At 53.3% G+C, this 21,002-nt stretch carries 14 protein-coding genes; 7 read left to right on the forward strand and 7 right to left on the reverse strand.

Annotated features, from left to right (window positions below; translation table 11 throughout):
• The 5 genes from FH871_RS10305 to FH871_RS33110 all read right to left on the reverse strand — a co-directional run bounded on the left by FH871_RS10305 (position 1) and on the right by FH871_RS33110 (position 7,219).
• Complete coding sequence (locus FH871_RS10305) at positions 1-2,235, reverse strand: peptidase domain-containing ABC transporter (protein ID WP_138991350.1); 2,235 nt, start codon at positions 2,233-2,235, stop codon at positions 1-3.
• A gap of 117 nt (positions 2,236-2,352) precedes the next feature.
• The gene (locus tag FH871_RS10310; protein WP_138991351.1) at positions 2,353-5,547 is read right to left on the reverse strand and encodes a lantibiotic dehydratase; all 3,195 of its coding nucleotides are present in this window, start codon (positions 5,545-5,547) and stop codon (positions 2,353-2,355) included.
• A 153-nt stretch (positions 5,548-5,700) separates the two neighbouring features.
• On the reverse strand, positions 5,701-5,838 hold the full coding sequence (locus tag FH871_RS33105) for a class I lanthipeptide (protein WP_171062816.1): 138 nt from the start codon (positions 5,836-5,838) through the stop codon (positions 5,701-5,703).
• Positions 5,839-5,991: 153 nt separating this feature from the next.
• Positions 5,992-6,924: an LLM class flavin-dependent oxidoreductase gene (locus FH871_RS10315; RefSeq protein WP_138991352.1), complete on the reverse strand. Its 933-nt coding sequence runs from the start codon at positions 6,922-6,924 to the stop codon at positions 5,992-5,994.
• Between the two features lie 145 nt (positions 6,925-7,069).
• Positions 7,070-7,219 (reverse strand): class I lanthipeptide, encoded by a 150-nt coding sequence (locus tag FH871_RS33110; protein ID WP_165841074.1) that lies wholly within the window; start codon positions 7,217-7,219, stop codon positions 7,070-7,072.
• Between the two features lie 410 nt (positions 7,220-7,629).
• Here FH871_RS33110 and FH871_RS10320 point away from each other — a divergent pair, with 410 nt between their 5' ends.
• The 6 genes from FH871_RS10320 (at position 7,630) to FH871_RS10345 (ending at position 17,994) form a co-directional block, all read left to right on the forward strand.
• On the forward strand, positions 7,630-8,277 hold the full coding sequence (locus FH871_RS10320) for a response regulator transcription factor (RefSeq protein WP_138991353.1): 648 nt from the start codon (positions 7,630-7,632) through the stop codon (positions 8,275-8,277).
• An 83-nt stretch (positions 8,278-8,360) separates the two neighbouring features.
• Positions 8,361-10,124 (forward strand): sensor histidine kinase, encoded by a 1,764-nt coding sequence (locus FH871_RS10325; protein ID WP_229317185.1) that lies wholly within the window; start codon positions 8,361-8,363, stop codon positions 10,122-10,124.
• Between the two features lie 187 nt (positions 10,125-10,311).
• Positions 10,312-13,530, forward strand: a complete 3,219-nt coding sequence (locus FH871_RS10330) for a TonB-dependent receptor (protein WP_138991355.1) — start codon at positions 10,312-10,314, stop codon at positions 13,528-13,530.
• A 94-nt stretch (positions 13,531-13,624) separates the two neighbouring features.
• On the forward strand, positions 13,625-15,193 hold the full coding sequence (locus tag FH871_RS10335) for a RagB/SusD family nutrient uptake outer membrane protein (RefSeq protein ID WP_138991356.1): 1,569 nt from the start codon (positions 13,625-13,627) through the stop codon (positions 15,191-15,193).
• A gap of 90 nt (positions 15,194-15,283) precedes the next feature.
• Positions 15,284-16,366 (forward strand): IPT/TIG domain-containing protein, encoded by a 1,083-nt coding sequence (locus tag FH871_RS10340; protein WP_138991357.1) that lies wholly within the window; start codon positions 15,284-15,286, stop codon positions 16,364-16,366.
• 185 nt (positions 16,367-16,551) lie between these two features.
• Positions 16,552-17,994, forward strand: coding sequence for a glycosyl hydrolase (locus FH871_RS10345; RefSeq protein ID WP_229317186.1), 1,443 nt, complete (start codon positions 16,552-16,554; stop codon positions 17,992-17,994).
• Positions 17,995-18,002: 8 nt separating this feature from the next.
• On the opposite strand, the gene FH871_RS10350 is transcribed toward FH871_RS10345, so the two are convergent.
• Positions 18,003-19,967, reverse strand: a complete 1,965-nt coding sequence (locus FH871_RS10350; RefSeq protein WP_138991358.1) for a sialate O-acetylesterase — start codon at positions 19,965-19,967, stop codon at positions 18,003-18,005.
• 89 nt (positions 19,968-20,056) lie between these two features.
• Between FH871_RS10350 and FH871_RS10355 the strand changes: the two genes are divergently transcribed.
• Positions 20,057-20,311 (forward strand): hypothetical protein, encoded by a 255-nt coding sequence (locus FH871_RS10355; RefSeq protein WP_114410123.1) that lies wholly within the window; start codon positions 20,057-20,059, stop codon positions 20,309-20,311.
• Positions 20,312-20,329: 18 nt separating this feature from the next.
• Here FH871_RS10355 and FH871_RS34075 read toward each other — a convergent pair whose 3' ends face one another.
• A complete protein-coding gene (locus FH871_RS34075; RefSeq protein ID WP_138991359.1) occupies positions 20,330-20,914 on the reverse strand; it encodes a collagen-like protein in 585 nt (194 codons plus the stop codon).
• Between the last annotated feature and the right edge of the window lie 88 nt (positions 20,915-21,002).

Raw genomic sequence — 21,002 nt, forward strand, 5'->3', positions numbered from 1 at the left:
TTAATAGTCGATATACGTTTTGATGAAATCGTAGTAAATGCCTTGTTTATCAATCAGTTCGCCGTGGTTGCCCTGTTCGGCGATGGTGCCGCCGTCGAAAACCAGAATCCGGTCCACGTTTTTGAGCGTGTGCAGCCGGTGCGCAATGGAAATGATGGTCTTACCTTTAAACCGCTCGTAAATGTTGTCCAGAATCCGGCGTTCCGTTTCCACATCCAGTGCGCTGCTGGCTTCATCGAGAATGATGATGTCGGGTTGATCGGCCACGAAAAGCCGGGCAAAACCGATCTTCAAAACCTGCCCGCCGGAGAGATTGCTGCCAAAACTGCCGATCATGTGGTTGTAGCCCAGGTGATTCGATTTGACAAACTGGTGCAAATCCGCGAGTTGGGCGGCTTCCGCGATTTGCTCCATCGAAGCCGACAGGTTGGCGCAACGGATGTTTTCCTTGATGGTATCGTTGAAAACGTAGGTGTCCTGCGGAAACAGATGTACGTGTTTACGGAGTGTTTTCGGATGAATTTTCCGCAGTTCGGTATCATCGCAAAAAATCTGACCTTCGTAGTCGGGATAAAGGTTCATCAGCAATTTGACGAAGGTGGATTTTCCCGTGCCGTTTCGTCCGACAATTCCGATGCGCTCGCCCTGCCGGATTTCGCAGTTCAGGTTTTTCAACACGTACTTCGCGTCTTTCTGCTGGTAGCGGAACGAAACGTTGTTGAAGCGAATGGATTTACCCGAAAACCGGGAAACCTGCTCCTGAACATTCGCGGATTCTTCGTCTTCCAGAAAAATCTCGTTGACTTTTCCGAAGCTGACACTGAGCTGCGTCACCATCATCCAGAGCATGCTGACGCTGTTGATCGAGTTCATCAGAATCATGAAAATGGCTGTGAACGCCATGTATTGCCCAATCGTCAGTTCGCCCGTAAAAATCTGGTACGAACCGACCCAATACACCGCGATCTGGCTGAAAATGAAAATCAGCCGCTGCATCGAGTTGATCAGAATCTGCTTTTCCTCGTCGGCCATCACCGAGTTGATGGACTCGCGGTGAAGCTGTTTCCAGCGAACGAGTTTGTATTTTTCCAGCGACAGCAGTTTGACGGTTTTGATGCCCAGAACCGTATCCAGAAAACCGCCCAGTGACGCCTGATTTTTGTGATAGACTTTCGACCGCAGGTTTTTAATGATCGGGATGAAATAAACCGTCGTCAACCCGTAGGCCACGAAACACACCAGCGCGATGGTGGCGAGTTGCGTGTTGAAACCGAAGAGAATCGGGAAGTAAATCAGCATGAAAAACACATCCAGAAATTGCTGGATGATGATCGGGTTGGTCAGCGCCCGGATACCGATGCCCTCCTGAAACCGCGACATGAATTCTTCGCGCTTGCGGCTGTCGTAATACTTCTGTTTCAGTGAGATGAGCCGTTCGAAAAATTTGCCCATGAATTCGGTTTCGAAGCGAAACCGGTAGTGCATCATCAGCATACTGCGCCCGTAGGTCAGCACGACCTGCACGACAAAAACCAGCATCAACCCCGCCAGAATCCCGACCAGCAGCTTTTTGTTCTGGTTGATCAACACGTTGTCGAGCATGGTTTGTGTGAACAGTGGCAACACCAGCCCGACCAGTTCGAGCACCAGCGAAAACAGGAAAATTTCGGCCAGCACACGCTTGCCTTCTTTCAGAATCGGGAAATACAACTGCCGGAAAACCGACGCCTTTTTCGCCTTGTGTTCGTTGGCAACTTCCTCCAGTTCCGTGTTTTCGAAAAACTTCTCAGTCGGTTTTAACTCCAGCACAATACCGCTGAACTTGTTGCAAAATTCGTCTTTTTCGTACCGGGCCTTGCCAAAAGCCGGATCGGCCACGCGTACGTATTCGTCGGTGGCTTCATACACCACGACAAAATGCTGACCCTCGTAATGGGCGATGCAGGGCAGTTGAATCTTCTGTAAATAGGAGTAATCCAGCTCATAGCCTTCTGCCTTAAAACCGAAGCTTTCCGAAATTTCCATCAGGTCGTACAAACTGCTTCCTTCGGTGTTGATTTCGGCCAGTTTGGTCAGTTGGTGCCGGACATCCTGCGCGCCGTAATGCCTGAAAATCATCGCCAGACAGGTGGGGCCGCAATCCATTCCGGCGCTCTGATCGAGGTGCGGAAACCGGTCTACCAGCGCGTAGGGGCTCATTTTGCCGCCCAGAATGGTTCTCAAAACGTTTTTCATCTGAAAATAATGAGTGAATGAGTGAATGAGTGAATGAGCGAATAGTCAGACTGTCGGGCGGGTCTGCAAACGGGGGCATCACTCAGAAATATTGTCAGATTCATGTCGTTTTCCAGATCAAAAAACTGCTTCGACGAGGGTGTTTTTCTTAGCCAGTACCGTGCGGCCATACGTGGTCCGATAGTACTTGTGGAGATGGTAGTAGAGCGAATATTCGACAAACCGCTGCCGGGTGCGGAACAACCGGTTGGTTGTCATGTGAATCAGACTGCCCAACAACGATGTCAGGGGAATTTCCAGTTGATTCTGTTCTTTCAGTTGAAGAATGGTCTGGATAAAGGGCCGTAATGTTTCCCGATGTTGTTGGTTCAGGTCGTAGAAAAACCGGTGATCCTCGTTGGTTTCAGCCCACAGTTCCATGATGGCAGTTTCGATTTCCTTAAACCGCGTATCCAGTTGCTTTTTCAATACCGAGTTGTAGCCAAATTCCTGACCGAATTGAGCGGCCTTTTCGTCCACAAAATCCAGTTTCTGTTTCAGGTCGAAACCGATCTCGTCCAGCATCGTGTCGATGAGTTTCATGCCAAACCGCCACCGGCATTCTTCGCCTTCCGCTCCTTCGATCAAGCTCAGGAAGTTCAGAATCGTTTGACTGTCCCGGTGAAAATAGTTCTCCACGGCGTCGATGGAATTACGCCCGTAGCGTTCCAGTTCGCGGTTGTACGTATCGTTTTTAATGGCGGTGATCACGTTCGTAGCCACATAGGGTGCCAGCGCATCGTGCAATTCCTGAATGATCGTCCCCAGAAAAACCGGATTCAGGATGTGGAAGCGGAATCGGATGTGAAACTGCGGATCGCCATAACGGATAAAGAAAAATTGGTCGGTCCAGCCGCGCTCGGTAAACCGTTCGGCCAGCGGATGCAACACCGTCGTCAGGATCGCATCGGCGGTTTTGATGCCGGTATAAATCTTGTAATAGAGCCATTCGGAACCGGCGAAGAATTTGCGGGAAACGTCCAGCTTCGGTTTGTCAGCGGATAGTTTTGCCACCATTCGGGGAACATCCATTCGGGGAATATCCATTCGGGGAACATCCGGCTCGTTTTTAAAAGCCACCACAAACTGATTCGTGTGCCAGCCCGCGAGAGAGTGCGTAACGGCGTTGTCGGCGCGGAACAGAAACTCCTTGATTTGAAACTGGTCCTGCGATTTGATCTCATTGACAAACGTTTCGGCCAGCCACCGATTTTCCAGATCCACGTATAATTCGTTGTCGTAGTCCAGCAAACAGATGTGCCGGGGAATGCCGTACTGGTCGCGCCAGCGGTCAATCTCGGTTTTCAGACGCGACCAGTCGGCTTTTTTAAAAGCCGTCACCAGGGGTTTGACCTGCTGCGCGCGGCAATTCCAGCGGGCTTCCGACAGAACGATGTTGTCCAGCACAATGCGGGGAATGTAGACAAATACTGAATTGACCGGCCCCATCGACAGACCCAGCCACGGCCGAATGGCCTGGTTTTGCAAGGCGCACAGAAAATGATAGACATCCAGCGAATTGGTCTGGGCGTAATGATGGGCGTTGGAAAGCTGGGGAACAATGACTTTGTTGAGCGACTTCGACCGTAACACCACGCGGTTTCCCACCACCCGAATCATCAAATCCGTCACCGGAATCTGGTGTTCAGCGTCGACCGACGCTTTGCCTAGGTACGGAATCTGGTAGTTTTTCAGTTGGGGGCGGATGATGATGTTGCCGGTTCGGGCTTCGGGCAGGTGAATGATGTCGGCAAAAATCACGTCGGGCCGGATCGCATCCTCGGCGTCGCTGATCTGCTGAATCAAATCCAGAATGGTGGGATCGGTATGACCAAAACGGCCCAGCAATGATGTGCCGGTGGTGCCGCCAAAACTATTGAGCACCAGCATTTCCCGCCCGTTCTCGCGAATGACTGAAAACATGGCGGCATTTGTGGGCGGCAGGTTGGGCCGGGCGGGTTCGATGGCCAACAGATCCTCTTCCGTAATGGCAATCCGGGCGGTGCGGTGAAGCTGGGCTTCCGCTACTTTCCGGAACAGAAATGCCTGTTCGGGAGCCACCGTCCAGGTCTTCCTGGCTTTGGCCGATGCGCCAGCCGTCACACCGTCCACCAGCGGGGAATCGTCGAAGGGTTCCTGATCGGCCGGAAAACCAATGCCGATTTCCGGGTCGAGGGCTACGACCAGCGGGATTTCTTCGCCTTCGTATTTTTCGGTAAAGCGGTTTCTGAAGTCATCCAACGCTCCCTCACTGGTGGGAGTCAGTTTGAGGAGCGTTGGAATTTTGGCGACTAATTTATTGAGAAGTCCCCGGTTCAACGGGCCGGAGAGCGTGGGTAAATAGGTGTCGATCTGGAAGAGGACTTTCCGGTCGAACGGGGTGGACAGGTGGCTCAGTTTGTGCTCTACCTGGCTTAACAGGTCGATTGAAGTCTCGTGCTCCCCACTTTCGAGGGTTTTCAGATCAACGGTAACCTCCTGCAACAACGCCACAATTCGCGCGATCTCGTCAGAAGGATGCTGGCTGCCAATCGTTTGCAGAATGGTCAGAATTTGTACCAAAAAATTTTCACCCGTCAGCGACGGCTCCAGTTCGCTCACCAGCAACTGGGCATCAATCACCGATTCAACGAAATCCCGGGCATCGTCTTCACTGATTTCGTCGCTGATTAAAACCGTAGACAGGCTTTCGGCCCGGACGCCCGCCCGGCTTTGCTCCAGAACCGCAGCGAGATATGCGCTTTTTTCGGCGCTGCTCAGGTGGTGAACCCGCTGTCCCTTGTCATACCGATACGTGACATAGCGGTATTGGTCATTGATTTCGTATAGGCTCGAATTCGGAAAAAACCGGAGATATGGCTTCACATCGGGGTGTTTTTCCAGATCCTGCGCCAGCGCGCAGAGGTAATTCATGTCGAGCCGAACGACCCGTTTCAGGCTAACGGTATCCGCTATACGGATGTTCGAGTTGGTGGCCTCAATGGGTGTGGTGGCAAAACCGCCGAACAACCCGAAAGGTGTGCAGCGGGTGGCGTAGCGGGACAAATATTTGATCAATGAATACAGTACCCGCCGGGATTTTTCGTCGGGCTGACGGCTGAAATCGAACTGAATGGCTTCTACGTACAAAGCGGGCGAGGCAATGTATAACGCTTCGAGGAAAGCCGGATTCTGTAGTTGCTGGCTAAGCTTGGCCCAGTCCGGATTGTCGATGGCGGCAAAACCGGCAAGGGGAACCCGAACAAAAGCGGTTTCGAAAGCAGTCGTCTTCATGACCAGAAAGTATAGCGTGTGTGTATGGTGTGGTACTGGTAATACGGGAAGAACGAAGGAGCTTTTACACCCCTTCGTTCCGCTTCACGATTCAACTTGTGAAAGAAGAATCGGATCTATTCTCCAATCTGGCGTATCGCAAGCCGGTTTTGCTTACGGTTCGCAAATTTTGCTGGTACAAGCCGAAGCGGTTTGGTGTGAGCGACCACCGATGACATTCAGGGCCTGGTTTTTCGACAGAGAGATGATTTTGTCGGTCTTCAACGTGATTTTTGAAACTTGCTTTTTCATGATTTGTTGTTTTGAACTGGTGTGATTGATGTGCCTACTCTGTTGCGGTTTTCAGCGTCCCCGGCGGCTTTTTTGGTTTGGCCGATGCAAACTTGGCGGGTTTTGAAACGATTGTGAAATCGGAACTTGTAACTGGTCGGGATTTATTGATAACTAGTAGGAAATGGCAAAAACGTTGCTGGCTGCCTCAGCATACTGCGGCAGGGCCTGGGCCAGTCTTTCGATTCCATCCTTTTTATGACCGGTTTTTTCCGCCAGGTTCAGGAAAATGAATTCCTCCACGCCGTAGATTTCCTGCAACCTCGCCACTTCATCCAGGATGTAAGCCGGTGAGCCAATCAATTCATTGTGAATGCTGACCGGGCGTTCCAGGGCTTCCCGGATCTGGCGGGCTTTCGCTCCCGTTTCGGCGCAGACACCGGCCACGGCAAGATTGATTTCCGGCTTCCGGCCGTGTTTTTCGTAAAAAAATGCCCGGTATTCCTGAATTTTCTCCGCATCCCGTTTGTGATCCGTGATTTCGGTATGAAACAGGGACTTGCAAAGAGACGTCGGCTGGCTGGCCAGAACCGCCGGGTTTTTCAGGCCCGCGCTCAGCGACCAGTAGGTGGGCAGATACCCGCCGACGGGCGCAATCAGGCTGGCGTTTTCCTCCGCATAGAGATAGTCGTACAAGGCCCGGCAGTTCCCGACAAACCGTTCCACTTTAGGGGCAGAACTGGACAAATCAAGATCCGGAGCCAGAAGCATCCCGATTTCGGGAGGAAGCCCTCCGCCGGCCACACCCAGGTCGATGCGGTTGGGAAACAGGTTGTTGAGGACCTTGAACGAAGCCGCCACGCGGTACGGATTGTGGAACGCCATCAGCAGCCCCGCCACGCCAACTTTGATGCGATCCGTCAGGCCGGCGATGATCGGCAGCAGCACTTCGGGGTTGTGATAGGCCGTCGGGGTGCCGTAATGCTCGCCCAGCCAAAACCGGGTGTAGCCCAGTTCTTCGGCCTGCTGCGCATAGTCCAGTACATTTTCAACCATATCCATCGGACTGACGCATCCGGTTCCGAATTCAAGAAGACCCAATTTCATAATAACAAGGAGTTGAAAGACAAGCGAAGGCCGCAGGCCGGGTTTATCAAAGAAAAGAAGACTCAACAGCCCTGGGTTAGAAAGGCTGCTGAGTCCGGAGATTGGTAGGTATTGGTTTTGCTTCCTGGAAGCGTGTGCGGAGGGATTACAGTTCCGTTGGGCAATACCCCGCCGTGGTGCATCCGCCAATCGTTTTGTCTTTCGGCCGGCCGCCCATGACGTTAGAAGCCTGCGTTTTGGATAAGGCAATGATCTGATCGGTTTTCAGTGTCAATTTGGCAATTTGCTTTTTCATGATCGTAAATTATGGTGTGATGGTGTGCCTACTCTGTTCGGTTTTCAGCGTCCCCGGCGGCTTTTCTGTTTGGCCGATACAAACTTGGCGGGTTTTGAAACGATAGTGAAACCGTAACTTGTAACTAGTGGCGATTTATTGATAACAGGCTGAAATGAGGCCATAGCTTGAAAGCAGATTCGAAGCAGTTTACTAGGGTTTTCCCTAATTTTCTAAAAACGGGGGTTTCCCCTATTTTATAACCTACCTCCTTTGTCCTATTTTTGCTAAACAATATTCAATTTATCCGTTTCGTACAATCGAAACAGTAAAGGGTTAAATTAAAAATGTGGTTCCGTTGTTACACCGACAGCCGGTTTACTCCCCAACGGAGACATCGAGTGCCCATCCGGGTTAACGCATACGAATTGATGATACGAGTACTGATTGCCGATGACCACAATGTGTTTGTTGAAGGGATTGAGTCGCTGATTTCGGGGTCTTCGGAAATTGAAGTGACGGCGCGCTGCTTTGATGTGTCGTCGGTGATAGAACAGTTGAATCATGCGCCGATCGACGTCATTTTGCTGGATATTTCCTTTCCGCAGGTGGAAGATGGGCTGGCCCTTTGCGAACACATCACGCGTACGTTTCCGGCCACGAAAGTGATCGCCCTGACGATGCACGACGACGCCAGTCTGATCAAGCGCGTAGTGAAAAAAGGGGCAAAAGGGTATTTACTGAAAAATACGACCAAGGCTGAGCTGTTACAGGCGATTCGGACGGTTCACCGCGAAAAACCGTATTTCAACGAAATTATTACGAATATTCTGCTGCATGACGAGCCCCGAAACCGTAAATCGGGCAGCGGAACGGGCCTGAAACCCAACCTGACGCCCCGCGAATCGGAAGTACTGACGCTCATTTCCCAGGGGTTGACGACGCAGCAAATGGCCACGCAACTGTTCGTCAGTGTCAAAGCCATCGAATTTCACCGCAGCAGTCTGCTCATGAAATTCAGCGTTCCCAATACCGCCTTGCTGATCAAAACCGCCATGGAAATGCAGTGTATTGATTGACAGACGGTTTGAGATTTACTGACAATAAAGGGAGCAATTCATCTGTTTTATAGAATTTAACAAACTCAACAATGGTCTTTCTGGTGCGTAAGCTAGTCCGACAACGATGCCTGGGTGCGGTGTTGCTCCTGGGGCTTCTGGGCCTGGGACAGAACGTACAGGCGCAATCGGATTCTTCGGCCATTGTCAGCCTGAAAGACCAGATCCGGCAATGGGTGCAGGAGAAGCAGTACGGAAAAGCCGCCAAATCCTATGAAGAGTTGGGATGGCTCTACCACCAGCAATACGGTTACAACAAGTATACACTTGATGCCAATTTCAACGGGATGAAATACTACCACCTGCAGGGCGATTCGCTGGGGTATTACAACGTCCACATTGCCATTGGCGACTACTATTCGCAGGATCTGTTTATGCAGCCCTACGCGGAGCAGTATCTGGGAAAAGCACTGCAGTATTTCAAGCGGCAACAAAACCACCCGAAGATCATCGAATGCCGCCTGGCGTTTGCGAATCTGGCGCAGAAAAACGAGTTGATTCCCAAGAAATTGATCACCGAATTGCGGGAAACCGAGCGGATGAGTGCCCAATACAAGCAGGATTATTCACGGGCTTTTGCCATGAATCTGCTGGCCAACAGCTATTTGCGGAACAAAGAGCCGGACTCGGCGCAGTACTTCGCCATCCGGAGTCTGGAGATGGCCCGGCAGTTGAAGACCAATTGGATGATTGCCCTGAACTACTTTTATCTGGGGTTGGTCGAGCAATTCAAAAACCGCCCGGAAGCCGCCATTGCTACCTATCAGAAGAGTTACAAATTGGCCGAGTCGGAGAAAAACGTGTCCATGCTGCGGGAATTGTCCCGGCATGCCGCCGATAGTTATTCGCACCAGGGCGACTTCAAAAATGCCTATCGGTCGTCGTTGAAGACGCTGGATTTTACGAACCAGTTCTACTATTCCGAGCAGACCAAAAGCATCCGGTTGCAGGAACTGGACAGTCAGGTGAAGACACTGGCGGTTGAAAAACAGTTGGTTGAGGAGCAAAGCCGACACCAGCACATCCTGAATTCGATGTTGGCTGGCGGGTTATTAATCAGTGTGCTGGGGGTGGGTGCTCTGGTGTTTCTGCGACGTCAGCAGAAACTGATTTCGCACCAGCAGACCGTTATTGCGCAGCAACAGATCCGGGATCTGGAACTGAAGTCGTTGCAGGCCATGATCGAGGGGCAGGAGGGCGAACGGAGCCGGATTGCGCGGGATTTGCACGACGGACTGGGCATTCAGCTCTCGCGAATCAAACTCTTTGTGGAGGCTCATCAGGAACTGTTGCCCCGGTCGGTGAAGGAACCACTGAACCAGTTTCTGGACGAAGCCTGCACGGAAACGCGATTGATTTCCAGTGATTTGCGGCCGTATGCGCTCTCGAATTTTGGCCTGATCCCGGCCCTCGAAGACCTGGTGCAGAAGTTAAATCTGGTGAACGAAACCGCGCTGACACTGGAACATTACGGCGAAGTACCCGATCTGGGCGACGAAGCTTCGGTGATGATTTACCGGGTCGTGCAGGAATTGCTGAACAACGCCTTGAAACACGCTGAAGCCGAGACGATTACCGTACAGGTGATGACCAATGATGAAGCGGTTCTCATTAGTGTGGACGATGACGGACGGGGTGGCGATTTTGAAAACAATCCGTCGAAAGGCAATGGCATTGCAAATATCAAATCCCGGATTGCGTACCTCGGCGGTCAGGTGATGTGGCAAAGCGAACCCGGAAAGGGAACCTCGGTCATGATTTCGCTGCCGATGCAGAAACTGGTGAGGAACACACTGGCGGTTTTATAGTCTGATAAGTATACCTAAACCCATCCTTTTTATTTTGTAGGTCATGCCGAACTAACTTCACTTGACTGACCGGGCACCCGAGTTGCCAAGGGTCTGAATTTTCACTTTTATCCGATTGAATACGCACTACTCTCAAGCTCAGCTTTTTGGAGAGGTGCTGCTTTTTTGTCCCTTTATTTTACTTACTATGATAAAACATGTGCTTTCGGGGGTTTTGGTCTTGAGCTACTGGACATCAGTTCACGCACAGACCCGAATCAGTACCGTTGCCGAACCGGCGAAAAACCGGGTGGTGATGGCATCACTGAAGAATGCAACCGTCGGAAAATCCGATGTCAACGCCCTCATCAAAGGGGTGGTTTCCGACGACAAAGGCAATACGCTTCCCGGCGCAACGGTGTCTGTTAAAGGCACCACGCAGGGCACCACGACGGACGCCGAAGGGCGGTTTACGATCAACACCCCGGCGGGTGCCAACGTGCTCGTGATCTCGTTCATCGGCATGAAAACGCAGGAAGTAACGATCGGCAACCGGACCAACCTGACCATTACGCTGCTCGCCAACGACCAGTCGCTGGATGAAGTGGTGGTGATCGGCTACGGAACGGCCAAACGCTCCGACGTTACCTCGTCCATTACGACCATCAAAGCCACCGAGCTGAAAGACATTCCGGCGGCCGGGATCGACCAGTTACTACAAGGCAAAGCAGCCGGGGTAACGGTAACCAGCAACGGCGGCCAACCGGGCGGTGGCGTTTCGGTGAAAGTACGCGGGGTAACGTCCATCAACAGCAACGACCCCCTGTTCGTGATCGACGGTGTACCGTTTGTCGGGGGGAACACATCGAACAGCACGGGCTACGCCGGTTTGGGCGGGGGCGATGGACAAACCGGGAACAGCGTTATGGCGATGCTGAATCCCAACGATATTGAGAGCATCGACGTCCTGAAAGATGCGTCGGCGCAGGCCATTTACGGTTCTCAGGCCGCCAACGGCGTGATTCTGGTGACCACCAAAAAAGGCAAGTCGGGCGAAGGCAAGATCAATTATGAGATGTACACCGGTGTTTCGGAAGTGGCCCGGCGGCTGGACCTGATGGATTTGCGGGATTTTGCCCGTTATCAGAATGAAGTGCTGCCGATCATCGGAAACCCGGTTTCGGACGAGTTCAGAAACCCGGATTTGCTAGGCAGAGGCACTGACTGGCAGGACGCCATGTTCCAGCGCGGAACGATCAACAACCAGCAGTTGAGTTTTTCGGGCGGACGCGAGAAAACAACGTACTACCTGTCACTCAACTACTTCGACAACAAGGGGATTCTGCTGGGTTCGGATTTCAAACGGTATTCGAGCCGGTTTAGCCTCGACACGCAGTTGAAAAGCTGGGCCAAAGTGGGCCTGAGCGCCAACGTGTCCCGCAGCATTCAGAATGTATCACTGGCCGATGCTGCTGAAGGCACCATCTGGTGGGGCGCGGTGACCAGCCCGCTGGTTCCCGTAAAAAACCTGGACGGTTCGTGGGGCGGTGGTCAAACCGTCGGCGGTGTGCAGTACAGCAACTCCAATCTGGTCGGAAACAGCCAGTACCGGGGTAACACCAAGACCTCGAACAACGTATTCGGGAGTCTGTATGCCGAACTGCAACTGATGAAAGACCTGACCTTGCGGAACGAACTTTCGTATTCTCTGGGTCAGGACAACAACGTTGCTTTTCAGAAAGCCGGGAATGTGGGCGGCACATCGTTTCGGAGCAAACTGATCGATTCGCGCTCGGATAGCTACTACTATTCGATCACCAACTACCTGAATTATAACAAGTACATCGGCAAACACGGGATTCAGGCTACCGTGGGACATCAGGCGCAATCGTCGTATTACCAGTCGATGTCGGGCACGAAAGTGGATTTGCAGGCCAACATTTTTGACCTCAACACCGGCAGTGCCGACCAGACGACCTGGGGCCTGAGCGGTGGCAAAGGCCACTGGGCAATGGAATCCTGGTTTGCCCGCGCCAACTATACCTACGACGACCGGTATTCGCTGTCGGCCAGTTTCCGCGCCGACGGTTCGTCCAACTTCGGCCCGAACAACCGCTGGGGGAATTTTCCGGGGGTGTCGGCAGGCTGGACGGTTTCGAACGAGAAATTCATGAAAGGAAACGTGGCTAACGTGCTGAATTTCATGAAAGTGCGAGCCGGTTACGGAACTGTGGGAAACCAGAATTTCCCGAGTGGAGCGCCCAATCCGGCGTATGTAGGAGCGGTACAGTTCTTCTCCGGTCCGGTGGGCTTCGGTTCCTCGAACATGATCAACGGGATTCCGAACCCGAACCTGAAATGGGAATCTGTCAAAACCACCAACGTTGGGGTTGACCTCGGTTTCCTGAACGGCCGGATCGACGCGACCATCGACGTCTATAAAAAAGTGACGTCCGACATGATCATCTTCCTGACCGGCCCCAACCTGATTGGCGTGGGCGACCAGTGGGACGACCTGAAAGCGCCGTTGGGCAATGCGGGGCAGATGACCAACACCGGGATCGACATCGGGATTACGACCACGAACATCAAGAAAGGCGACTTTACCTGGAAAACCAACCTGGTGTTCACGCAATTCAATAACACCTACGACCGGGCGGCCAGTGCGGCTTCGGCGCTGGATGGAAAAGTGTACTACAACAACTACCTGATCACGCACACGACGCCTGGCAATCCGGTGGGTTCGTTCTGGGGGCTGGTGACGGATGGGCTGTTCCGCACGCAGGAAGATCTGGACAAGAGCCTGCCGCAGTTTGGCTACAAGGTGAACCAGAACGAAACCTGGCTGGGCGACATTCGCTACAAGGACATCAACGGCGACGGCAAAATCGACGCGCAGGATTACACCTTTATCGGCAGTCCGCTCCCGAAATTCACCTGGGGTTTGACCAACTCGCTCAACTACGGCGATTTTGACTTCTCGCTGTTCCTCCAGGGAAGCCAGGGTGCCAAAGCGTATAACTTCCTTCGCTGGCAATTGGAAGGGCTGAACAATGCGTGGTCGAACCAGATGCGAACCGTAACGGACCGCTATACCGAAACCAACACCGACGGCGCACTGCCCCGGTTTACGGTCACCAACAAGAACAACACGGCCATGTCGGATCGCTATGTGGAAGATGCGTCGTACTGGCGGATTCAGAACATCACACTGGGTTACCGGCTTCCGAGAACGCTGTTGAGCAAGGTGAAAATGACGAACCTGCGGATTTACGGGTCGATCCAGAACCTCAAAACGTTCACGAATTACTCCGGTTACGACCCCGAAATCGGCTCGTTCAACAACAGCATCAAGCTCATGAACGTAGATATGGGCCACTACCCGAACCCCCGGACGTTTACGATCGGTGCGAATGTACAATTCTAAATCATTGAGCGCATTCGTGATTGAGCGAATGAAACATGGTTTATGCACTTTTCACTCAATCGCTAATTCGCTCAACCACTCAATAGAAAAAGTCATGAAACGAAAATCCATATACGCCCTGGCCATTTCGGCGATGCTCCTGGCTTCCTGCAAGGAGGACTTTATCGAGCGGCCTTCGCTCTCGGGGACGACCACCGGAAATTATTACAACAATGCGGAAGAAGTGCGGGCCGCAACCAGCACGCTCTACAGTGGTTTGCCCTGGCGGAATTACGAAAGCCGGGCGCAGGATGCCATCGGCGATGTGATGTCCGGTAATATGTTTACCTACACCGACGTCGAGTACCTGAACTTCACGGTTTCCTCAGCCTCCGAGCGAATTGGTGCCGCCTGGGGTGCGTTTTATAAAATCATTGGGTATTCCAACGTGATGATCAAGACGTTCGAGGAGAAAAAAGCCGCCGGAGGTGGGGCTTCCTACCTCGATCCGGCCATTGCGGAATGCCATTTTATTCGCGGAACACTGTATTTCTACATCGCCCGGACCTGGGGTGCTGCGCCGATCATTACCGATCCGGGTGCCACGGCCCTGTCGGGTAATTTCAACATTCCCCGGTATTTGCAGAAAGATGTGCTGCGGTTTGCGCTGGAAGAACTGCAACTGGCCGAAGCCGGTTTGCCCGAATCCGACGTGCCCGGTCGGCTGACGAAAAATGTCGCCAAAGGCATGATGGCCAAGTTGTATCTGTACAACAAAGACTACGCAAATGCCAAAACGAAGGCCGAGGAGGTGATCAATTCCGGGAAATACAGCCTGGTGAGCGATTACACGGGCATGTTCACCAAAATGAGCATGAACAACAACCCGGAAGCCCTATTCTCGATTCAGCACCAGTTGGCCCAGGACCCCTGGGGAACCGGCAACCTGAAAAATCCGGATCGTGGTGCCAGCGCTCTGCGGACGGCCGAAGCCGATGCCTGGGAGATGTACATTCCGTCACTGGACTTGCTAAAAGAATATGAGTTTGGTGATCTGCGCCGGAAATGGTCGGTGATGGAACACGGCTGGACCAATCCCAACTGGAAACCGCAGCGCGTCAACGCCCCAAAATACAATGAATTCATGGCCAATGGGTTCAAATACGACACGATCCAGCCCGCAGCAGACGGCGGAAGTCTGAGCCCGACCCGTTCCAACATCGTTAAATACTTTGCCGGTCCCGGAAAAAGTTTCGGTGGTGAGCCGGTTTTGGGCCAGAATTCGGGCAATAACGTGGTGCTGTTGCGCTACGCCGACATTCTGCTGATTTATGCCGAAGCCACGCTGGCTGGAGCAGCTTCCACCTCCGATGCCAAAGCCTTGCAGGCCGTGAATGCCGTTCGGACGCGGGCGGGTCTGTCGCCCCGGACGTCGCTGACGCTGGACCAGATCCTGCACGAACGCCGGGTTGAGTTTGCCTTCGAGGGCGACTACTGGTATGACATTCAACGCCAGGGTTTTGCCAAAGCGAAAGCGATGATCGAAAAGCAAAACCGTGGAACGGTAACCGGTGCCAGTTACATCACCACCTTTACCGAAGACAAGATGTACCTGCCGATTCCGGCTGGTGAGATTGTTCAGGACCCCGAGTTGGGTAAAGATCCGGTACCTTATTATAACTAGACAAGAGATGTGAGATGTGAGACAAGAGAGGAAAGTCAATAGTCTCTTGTCTCACATCTATCATCTATCTTCTAAACGTAACCATTTCCAATGACATTCAATCGATTTAAACACCTGGCGGGCCTGTCGTTCGTGACCCTGTTGACGGGCCTCACGATGACCGCCTGCGAAGAAGATACCGACGGCCGACCGCAGTATACGGCGGGAAATCCCGTTGCCACCAAACTGGCCCCCGACTCGGCGGCTGGCGGAACGGTCATCACGCTGACCGGTTCCGGCTTGGGCGATTTGCGGAGTATTGTGTTTGAAAAAGACAACGTTCCCGCCGGTTTTCAGCCCACCCTAAACACCGACCAGGCACTCATTTTCCGGGTGCCGGACGAAGTGGTGGGTGGCGTACAGAACGTTATTTTCACGAACAGCGAAGGCCGGACGGTTTCGGTGCCGTTCCGGGTGCTGGCCTATCCGACGGTATCGGAAGTTTCCAATTATAACTTTACCAGGGACTCGGAAATTACGATTACGGGCAACAACCTGGACGATGTTACCTCGGTTAAATTGACTGGTACGCCGGATGCGGCTACCATCGTTTCGAAGGAAAAAAAGAAGCTGGTCGTTAAAATGCCGGCAACGACGGTGAACCGGGCCACGCTGGATATTACCAACAGCACGGGCCTGTTGCGAACGACCCAGGAACTGGTCAATGTGGACAAGGCGTATATGATTTTTGGAGATGCCTACGGGGCTGGTTTTCAGGACGGTTCCTGGGGAGATGCGGGGGCGGTTTCGACCAAAGAATTTAAATCAGGCACGGCGTCGGTTGGCAAAAACTTCCAGAAAGGCAACTGGCACCTGATCGCCTTTGCCAACTGGTCGGCTTCGGCCATTTCCTATTCCGCCGATTATACCTACGTCTCAGGCTGGATCAAAGGCGCTTCCGCCGACTATTCGCTCTACCTGACTACCGACGCCAGCAAAGCCGGTTTTGGCGGTTTTGACGACAAAAACAAGATCGACGTGAAAGCCGGGGTCTGGACGTATTTCAAAATCAAACTCTCGGATGTGGATTTCTGGTCGGCGGGCAAGAAGCTGACGCAGGTCGGTTTTCGGATTCAGGGGCCGGATGCGAAGGATGAAACCTTCTATTTCGATGACCTGATGCTGATTAAATAACGTACTTACTAGTTTCTGGGTATTCTATCGGCCGTCCCTACGGGATTTTAGAAACACCTCATTCATCTAACCCCCGGTTTCAACCGGGGGCTACAATAGGGTTCATCCCTCCCGGATTTATTGAATCCAAAAATCCCGGAGGGATGAACCATGTTATAACCCGCCGAACTCTACGTTATTGCCTCATGCTGAGTTTACGCAAACGGATGCTATCACTTTTACTAATCGGTTTGTTAGGCTGTGCCCCGGCGTCTAAACCGGAGCCTGTCCCTGTCCAAACTGCGCCGAAAATCATTCAGATCGAAGCGGAATCCGGCCAACTGTCCGGGGTGGAAATTGCCAAATCGCTACCCGGTTTTTCGGGAACCGGCTACGTAACCGGTTTCGATGATGCCACTGATAAACTAACACTGATGTTTAATGCCACGGCGGGCATGTATGAATTGTCCATCGGGTATTCAGCGCCTTCCGGTGATAAAGCGGTTGATTTCCAGGTAAATGACGAAAAGGCCAGCAATACGCTCACGCAGAATGGCGGTTTTGGTCTGGCAAAAACCGGTAAATTCCAGGTGCGCGAAGGGCGAAACACCGTAACTATTTTCCGGGGCTGGGGGTATTTCAGTATCGATTACCTGCAACTGACACCGACGACCGTCGGATTGCCGTTGAAACCGTCCAAAACCCTTGTTGATCCGCAGGCGACGGCTTCAACCAAAGCCTTGTTTTCGTATCTGGTCGATCAGTATGGCAGCAAAGTGATTGCGGGGCAGCAGGACGATGTCGAGTATATTCTGGAAAAAACCGGCAAGGAACCGGCCATCGGTTCCTTCGACCTGATGGACTATTCGCCGAGCCGGGTTCTGCACGGAGCCACTCCCCAGCGGTCCAGCGAAGCGTGCCTGGCCTGGGCGCGGAAAGGGGAGGGGCACGGCATCATCAGCCTGCTCTGGCACTGGAACGCCCCCGCCGATTTGATCGATCAGGCGCCCGATAAGCTCTGGTGGAGCGGTTTTTACACCCGGGCGACAACCTTTGATCTGGCGGCCACCCTGGCCGATCCGCAGGGCGAACGGTACCAGCTTTTGATCCGGGACATCGACGCGATTGCCGGTGAACTCAAAAAGTTTCAGACCGCCGACATTCCCGTGTTGTGGCGACCACTGCACGAAGCATCCGGCGGCTGGTTCTGGTGGGGAGCCAGGGGTGCCGGGCCATTCAAGGAACTGTGGCGGCTGCTGCATGACCGACTGACGAACCATCACCAGTTGCACAACCTGATCTGGGTGTATACCGCCACCGACTCGATCCACCCGGACTGGTATCCCGGCGATTCGTACGTCGATGTGGTCGGGCTCGATATTTACACCGACCCAACGGCGTCGCTGAGTGGCAACTGGACCCATGCGCAGGGGGCTTTTTCCGGCAAAAAACTGGTCACTTTGTCCGAAACCGGCAATCTGCCGAACCCGGATCAGATCCGGAGTTTGGGCACCTGGTGGTCGTGGTTTTCCGTCTGGACTGGTGTCGATTTCATCAAAAAACAACCGGTGGAACAACTCAAGGCGGTCTATACCGACAAAGACGTCATCACCCGCGATGAGTTGCCCAACTGGCGACAGACTCCCTAAACCAATCCTTACTTAAACCGTCCGGCTTCCGTTTTTCCCGGCCAGGTATCGGTTCGGAACGGCACCGCCGGAAGCCCCTCTTTGTTGTAGAGATTGACTTCGCCATTGTCGTCGGCCCAGCCGTAATGCACCGAAACGGGCGTTGCGACTTCGCTGGAGAACACGATGACTTTGTCGCCCTGAATTTCGGCTTTGGCCCAGTGAAACTTCTGGTCGGCTCCGGCCACTTCAAACCCTTTCAGATACCCGTATTTGTCGGACGATTGCAGCCCTCCGCCCACGTGGTCGAACGTCAGCACGGCTTTGTTGCCGGTTACTTCCATCGCTTTGAAAACCGGTCCCGAATACACGCGGTTCTGACCGTAAACGGTTTTTAAGGCATTCAGGGCCAGTCGTTTGCCCACGTCCTGTTTGTTTTTTGGGTGAATGTCCTTGCTCTCGCCAATGTCGGAGGTCACGGCCATGCCGGTGTTGGGCAGAGCCAGCGTCATGGTTTGGGCTTCACGGAGTTCACCCCAGGTGCTGCCGGTGGCACTGGTACCGTTGGCCGCGTTGAAACTGGCGAGTTGCACGAACAGAAACGGGAAATCGCCCTGGCCCCAGCGGGTTCGCCAGTCGGTAATCATGAGCGGAAAGGTCTTGCGGTACTGGTAAGCCCGCCCGGCGTTCGACTCGCCCTGGTACCAGATCGCGCCCTGGATGGCGTAGGGAATCAGCGGGTGAATCATGGCGTTGTACAAAATCGTGCCGGTCATGTTCGGGTTCACCAGTGCCGGATTCCGGTTGTAATCGGCAATGCGGTATTTCCAGTCGCCGACCAGTGAAATTTCCTGTCCATTGCCCGACAGTTTAAACTGGTCTTCTTTGGCCGTAAAACCGCCCGTTCCGTTCTGGTCGTCCACGCGAACAGCGATGACGTTCCGACCCGGTTTTAACGTGCCGCCCGGAACGGTATACGTTCGGGCCTGACCCGTCTGCGTCGTAGTTCCCACTTTGACACCGTTGAGGTAGGTTTCATCGGCATCGAAAACCGGTCCCAGCGTCAAGGTCATTTCTTTGCCTGCCAGTTCGGCCGGAACGGTCATTTCGCGCCGGAACCACACCACACCGTCGAAACCGGGAAGGGCTTTCCGGTCGAACAGGTCGGGTAACCGCAGCGTCTGCCAGTTGGCATCGTTGAAATCCGCTCCCGACCACTGCTGAACGTCGGCCGCACCGGGCAAATCACCCTGTGCCGACTTGACCTGATTCTGCAACTGCTCCAGCCGTTTGCTGGCAAACTCTTCGAGCGTCTTCGGCATGGTGGCGACAACGGGTTTGAACTCCTCGAAACTGTCCATCGCTTCCCGGCTGGTCCACGACTCGGACTGGGTGCCGCCCCAGGAGGTGTTGAGCAAACCGATGGGTACGTTGTTGAGTTCTTTCAGCAATTCGCGGGCGAAAAAGTAACCGACCGCCGTAAAATTACCGACGGTTTCGGGCGTGGCAGGTTGCCAGGTTCCACCCAGCACATCGTCTTTCGGCGACAGGCTCAGGTCGTGCGGCACCTTGAAATGGCGGATGAGCGGATAGTTGGCTTCCTGAATTTCCTGGGCGGCATTGGTCGAAGATTTGACCACCCATTCCATGTTCGACTGCCCCGAGCAAATCCAGACTTCGCCCACCAGCACGTCGTCGAAGGCCACGGTATTCTTTTTCCCGGCCACCGACAGGGCGAAAGGGCCACCGGCTTCGGTTGGGTCCAGCCGGACCATCCATTTTCCGGATTTGTCGGCCTTCGTAGTTTTGGTCTGATTATTGAACTGGACCGTTATCTTCTCGTTCGGGTCGGACCAGCCCCAAACCGGGACGGGTTTCCGGCGCTGCAACACCATATGAGAACCGAAAATCTTGGGCAAATGGACATCGGCCCAGGTTTGCAGCGCCATCAGGAGACATCCGATCGCGGCTGCGTAACGAAATTTGAATCGCATAAAAAGAGGTTTAGGAACGGTTTTTTTGACAAAAGACTTGTATAGGCGAGAAAAATACAGATATTTAGCCCAACGTGCAATTGACCTTGATGAAGCTAGAAGATTTTCTGAGACTCCCCCACGGACACCAGCAGGAACAATTGTGGTTCCGGGGTTCGGTGCTGGCCAATCGCTACGAGGAAACGAATATCTACCTCCTCTACGCCCTGGATTTGTTTTACGTCGAGTTACAATACGATGCTGCGGGCAGTCGGCTGCTCCGCTTGTCGGCTTTCACCTCCACCGAACCCCTGACGCCGTACCTGCCCCTGCTGCCGGATGATTTGCTGGCGGAGTTGGGGTAATTACCGACTACCACCCTTTCACTCCGGCAAATCGTACGCTTTCCGGACTTCTTCGTAATTGGTGTAATCGATGGCGGCTTTTCGGCCGTTGCTCTGTTTGTCGGCCGTCACAATCACCACGCGAATAGCTTCAAAGTGCTCGTTCCCGGTCTGGAAGTCGGAGGTTCGACGCAGAAAAACCGCAGCCAGTGTCTGGCTATTGCCGGGAAAAACAAAATGCGTATAGGCATTGCCTTTGATGGTTTCGCCCGGAATGGAAAACCAGAAGGAGTCTTCTTCGTTGTTGGCTTTCGGAACCGATTGTTTGACGTAGACATAAAACACGCTCCGGTCAACAATGTCCCGGTTGATGGCCTGGGGCAACGGCAACAGTAAATCGGTCATTCCTTCATGGTTGCGGGCGGTATAATTGATCTGTTGCACGTTCGAACTGCCGTCTGCCCCTTTTGCTCCCGTGTCTCCCTTATCGCCTTTCGGGCCGGTTGCTCCGGCTACCCCTTGCGGCCCCTGCGGTCCCTCGGGTCCTTCGAGACCCTGGCAGGAACTAATCGCCACACACCCCATCATGAGGAACTTTGTCATCACGCGCAAAACTTTTTTCATACAGAATTCGGACTAGGTTGTAGAATGAATAAATGGAAAACCGGCAGGTCTTTGTCGGACGAAGCCAGCCGGACCGGATGCTGGTATC

The sequence above is a fragment of the Larkinella sp. C7 genome, from assembly GCF_006149005.1.
In the GTDB taxonomy this organism is placed as follows: Bacteria; Bacteroidota; Bacteroidia; order Cytophagales; family Spirosomataceae; genus Larkinella.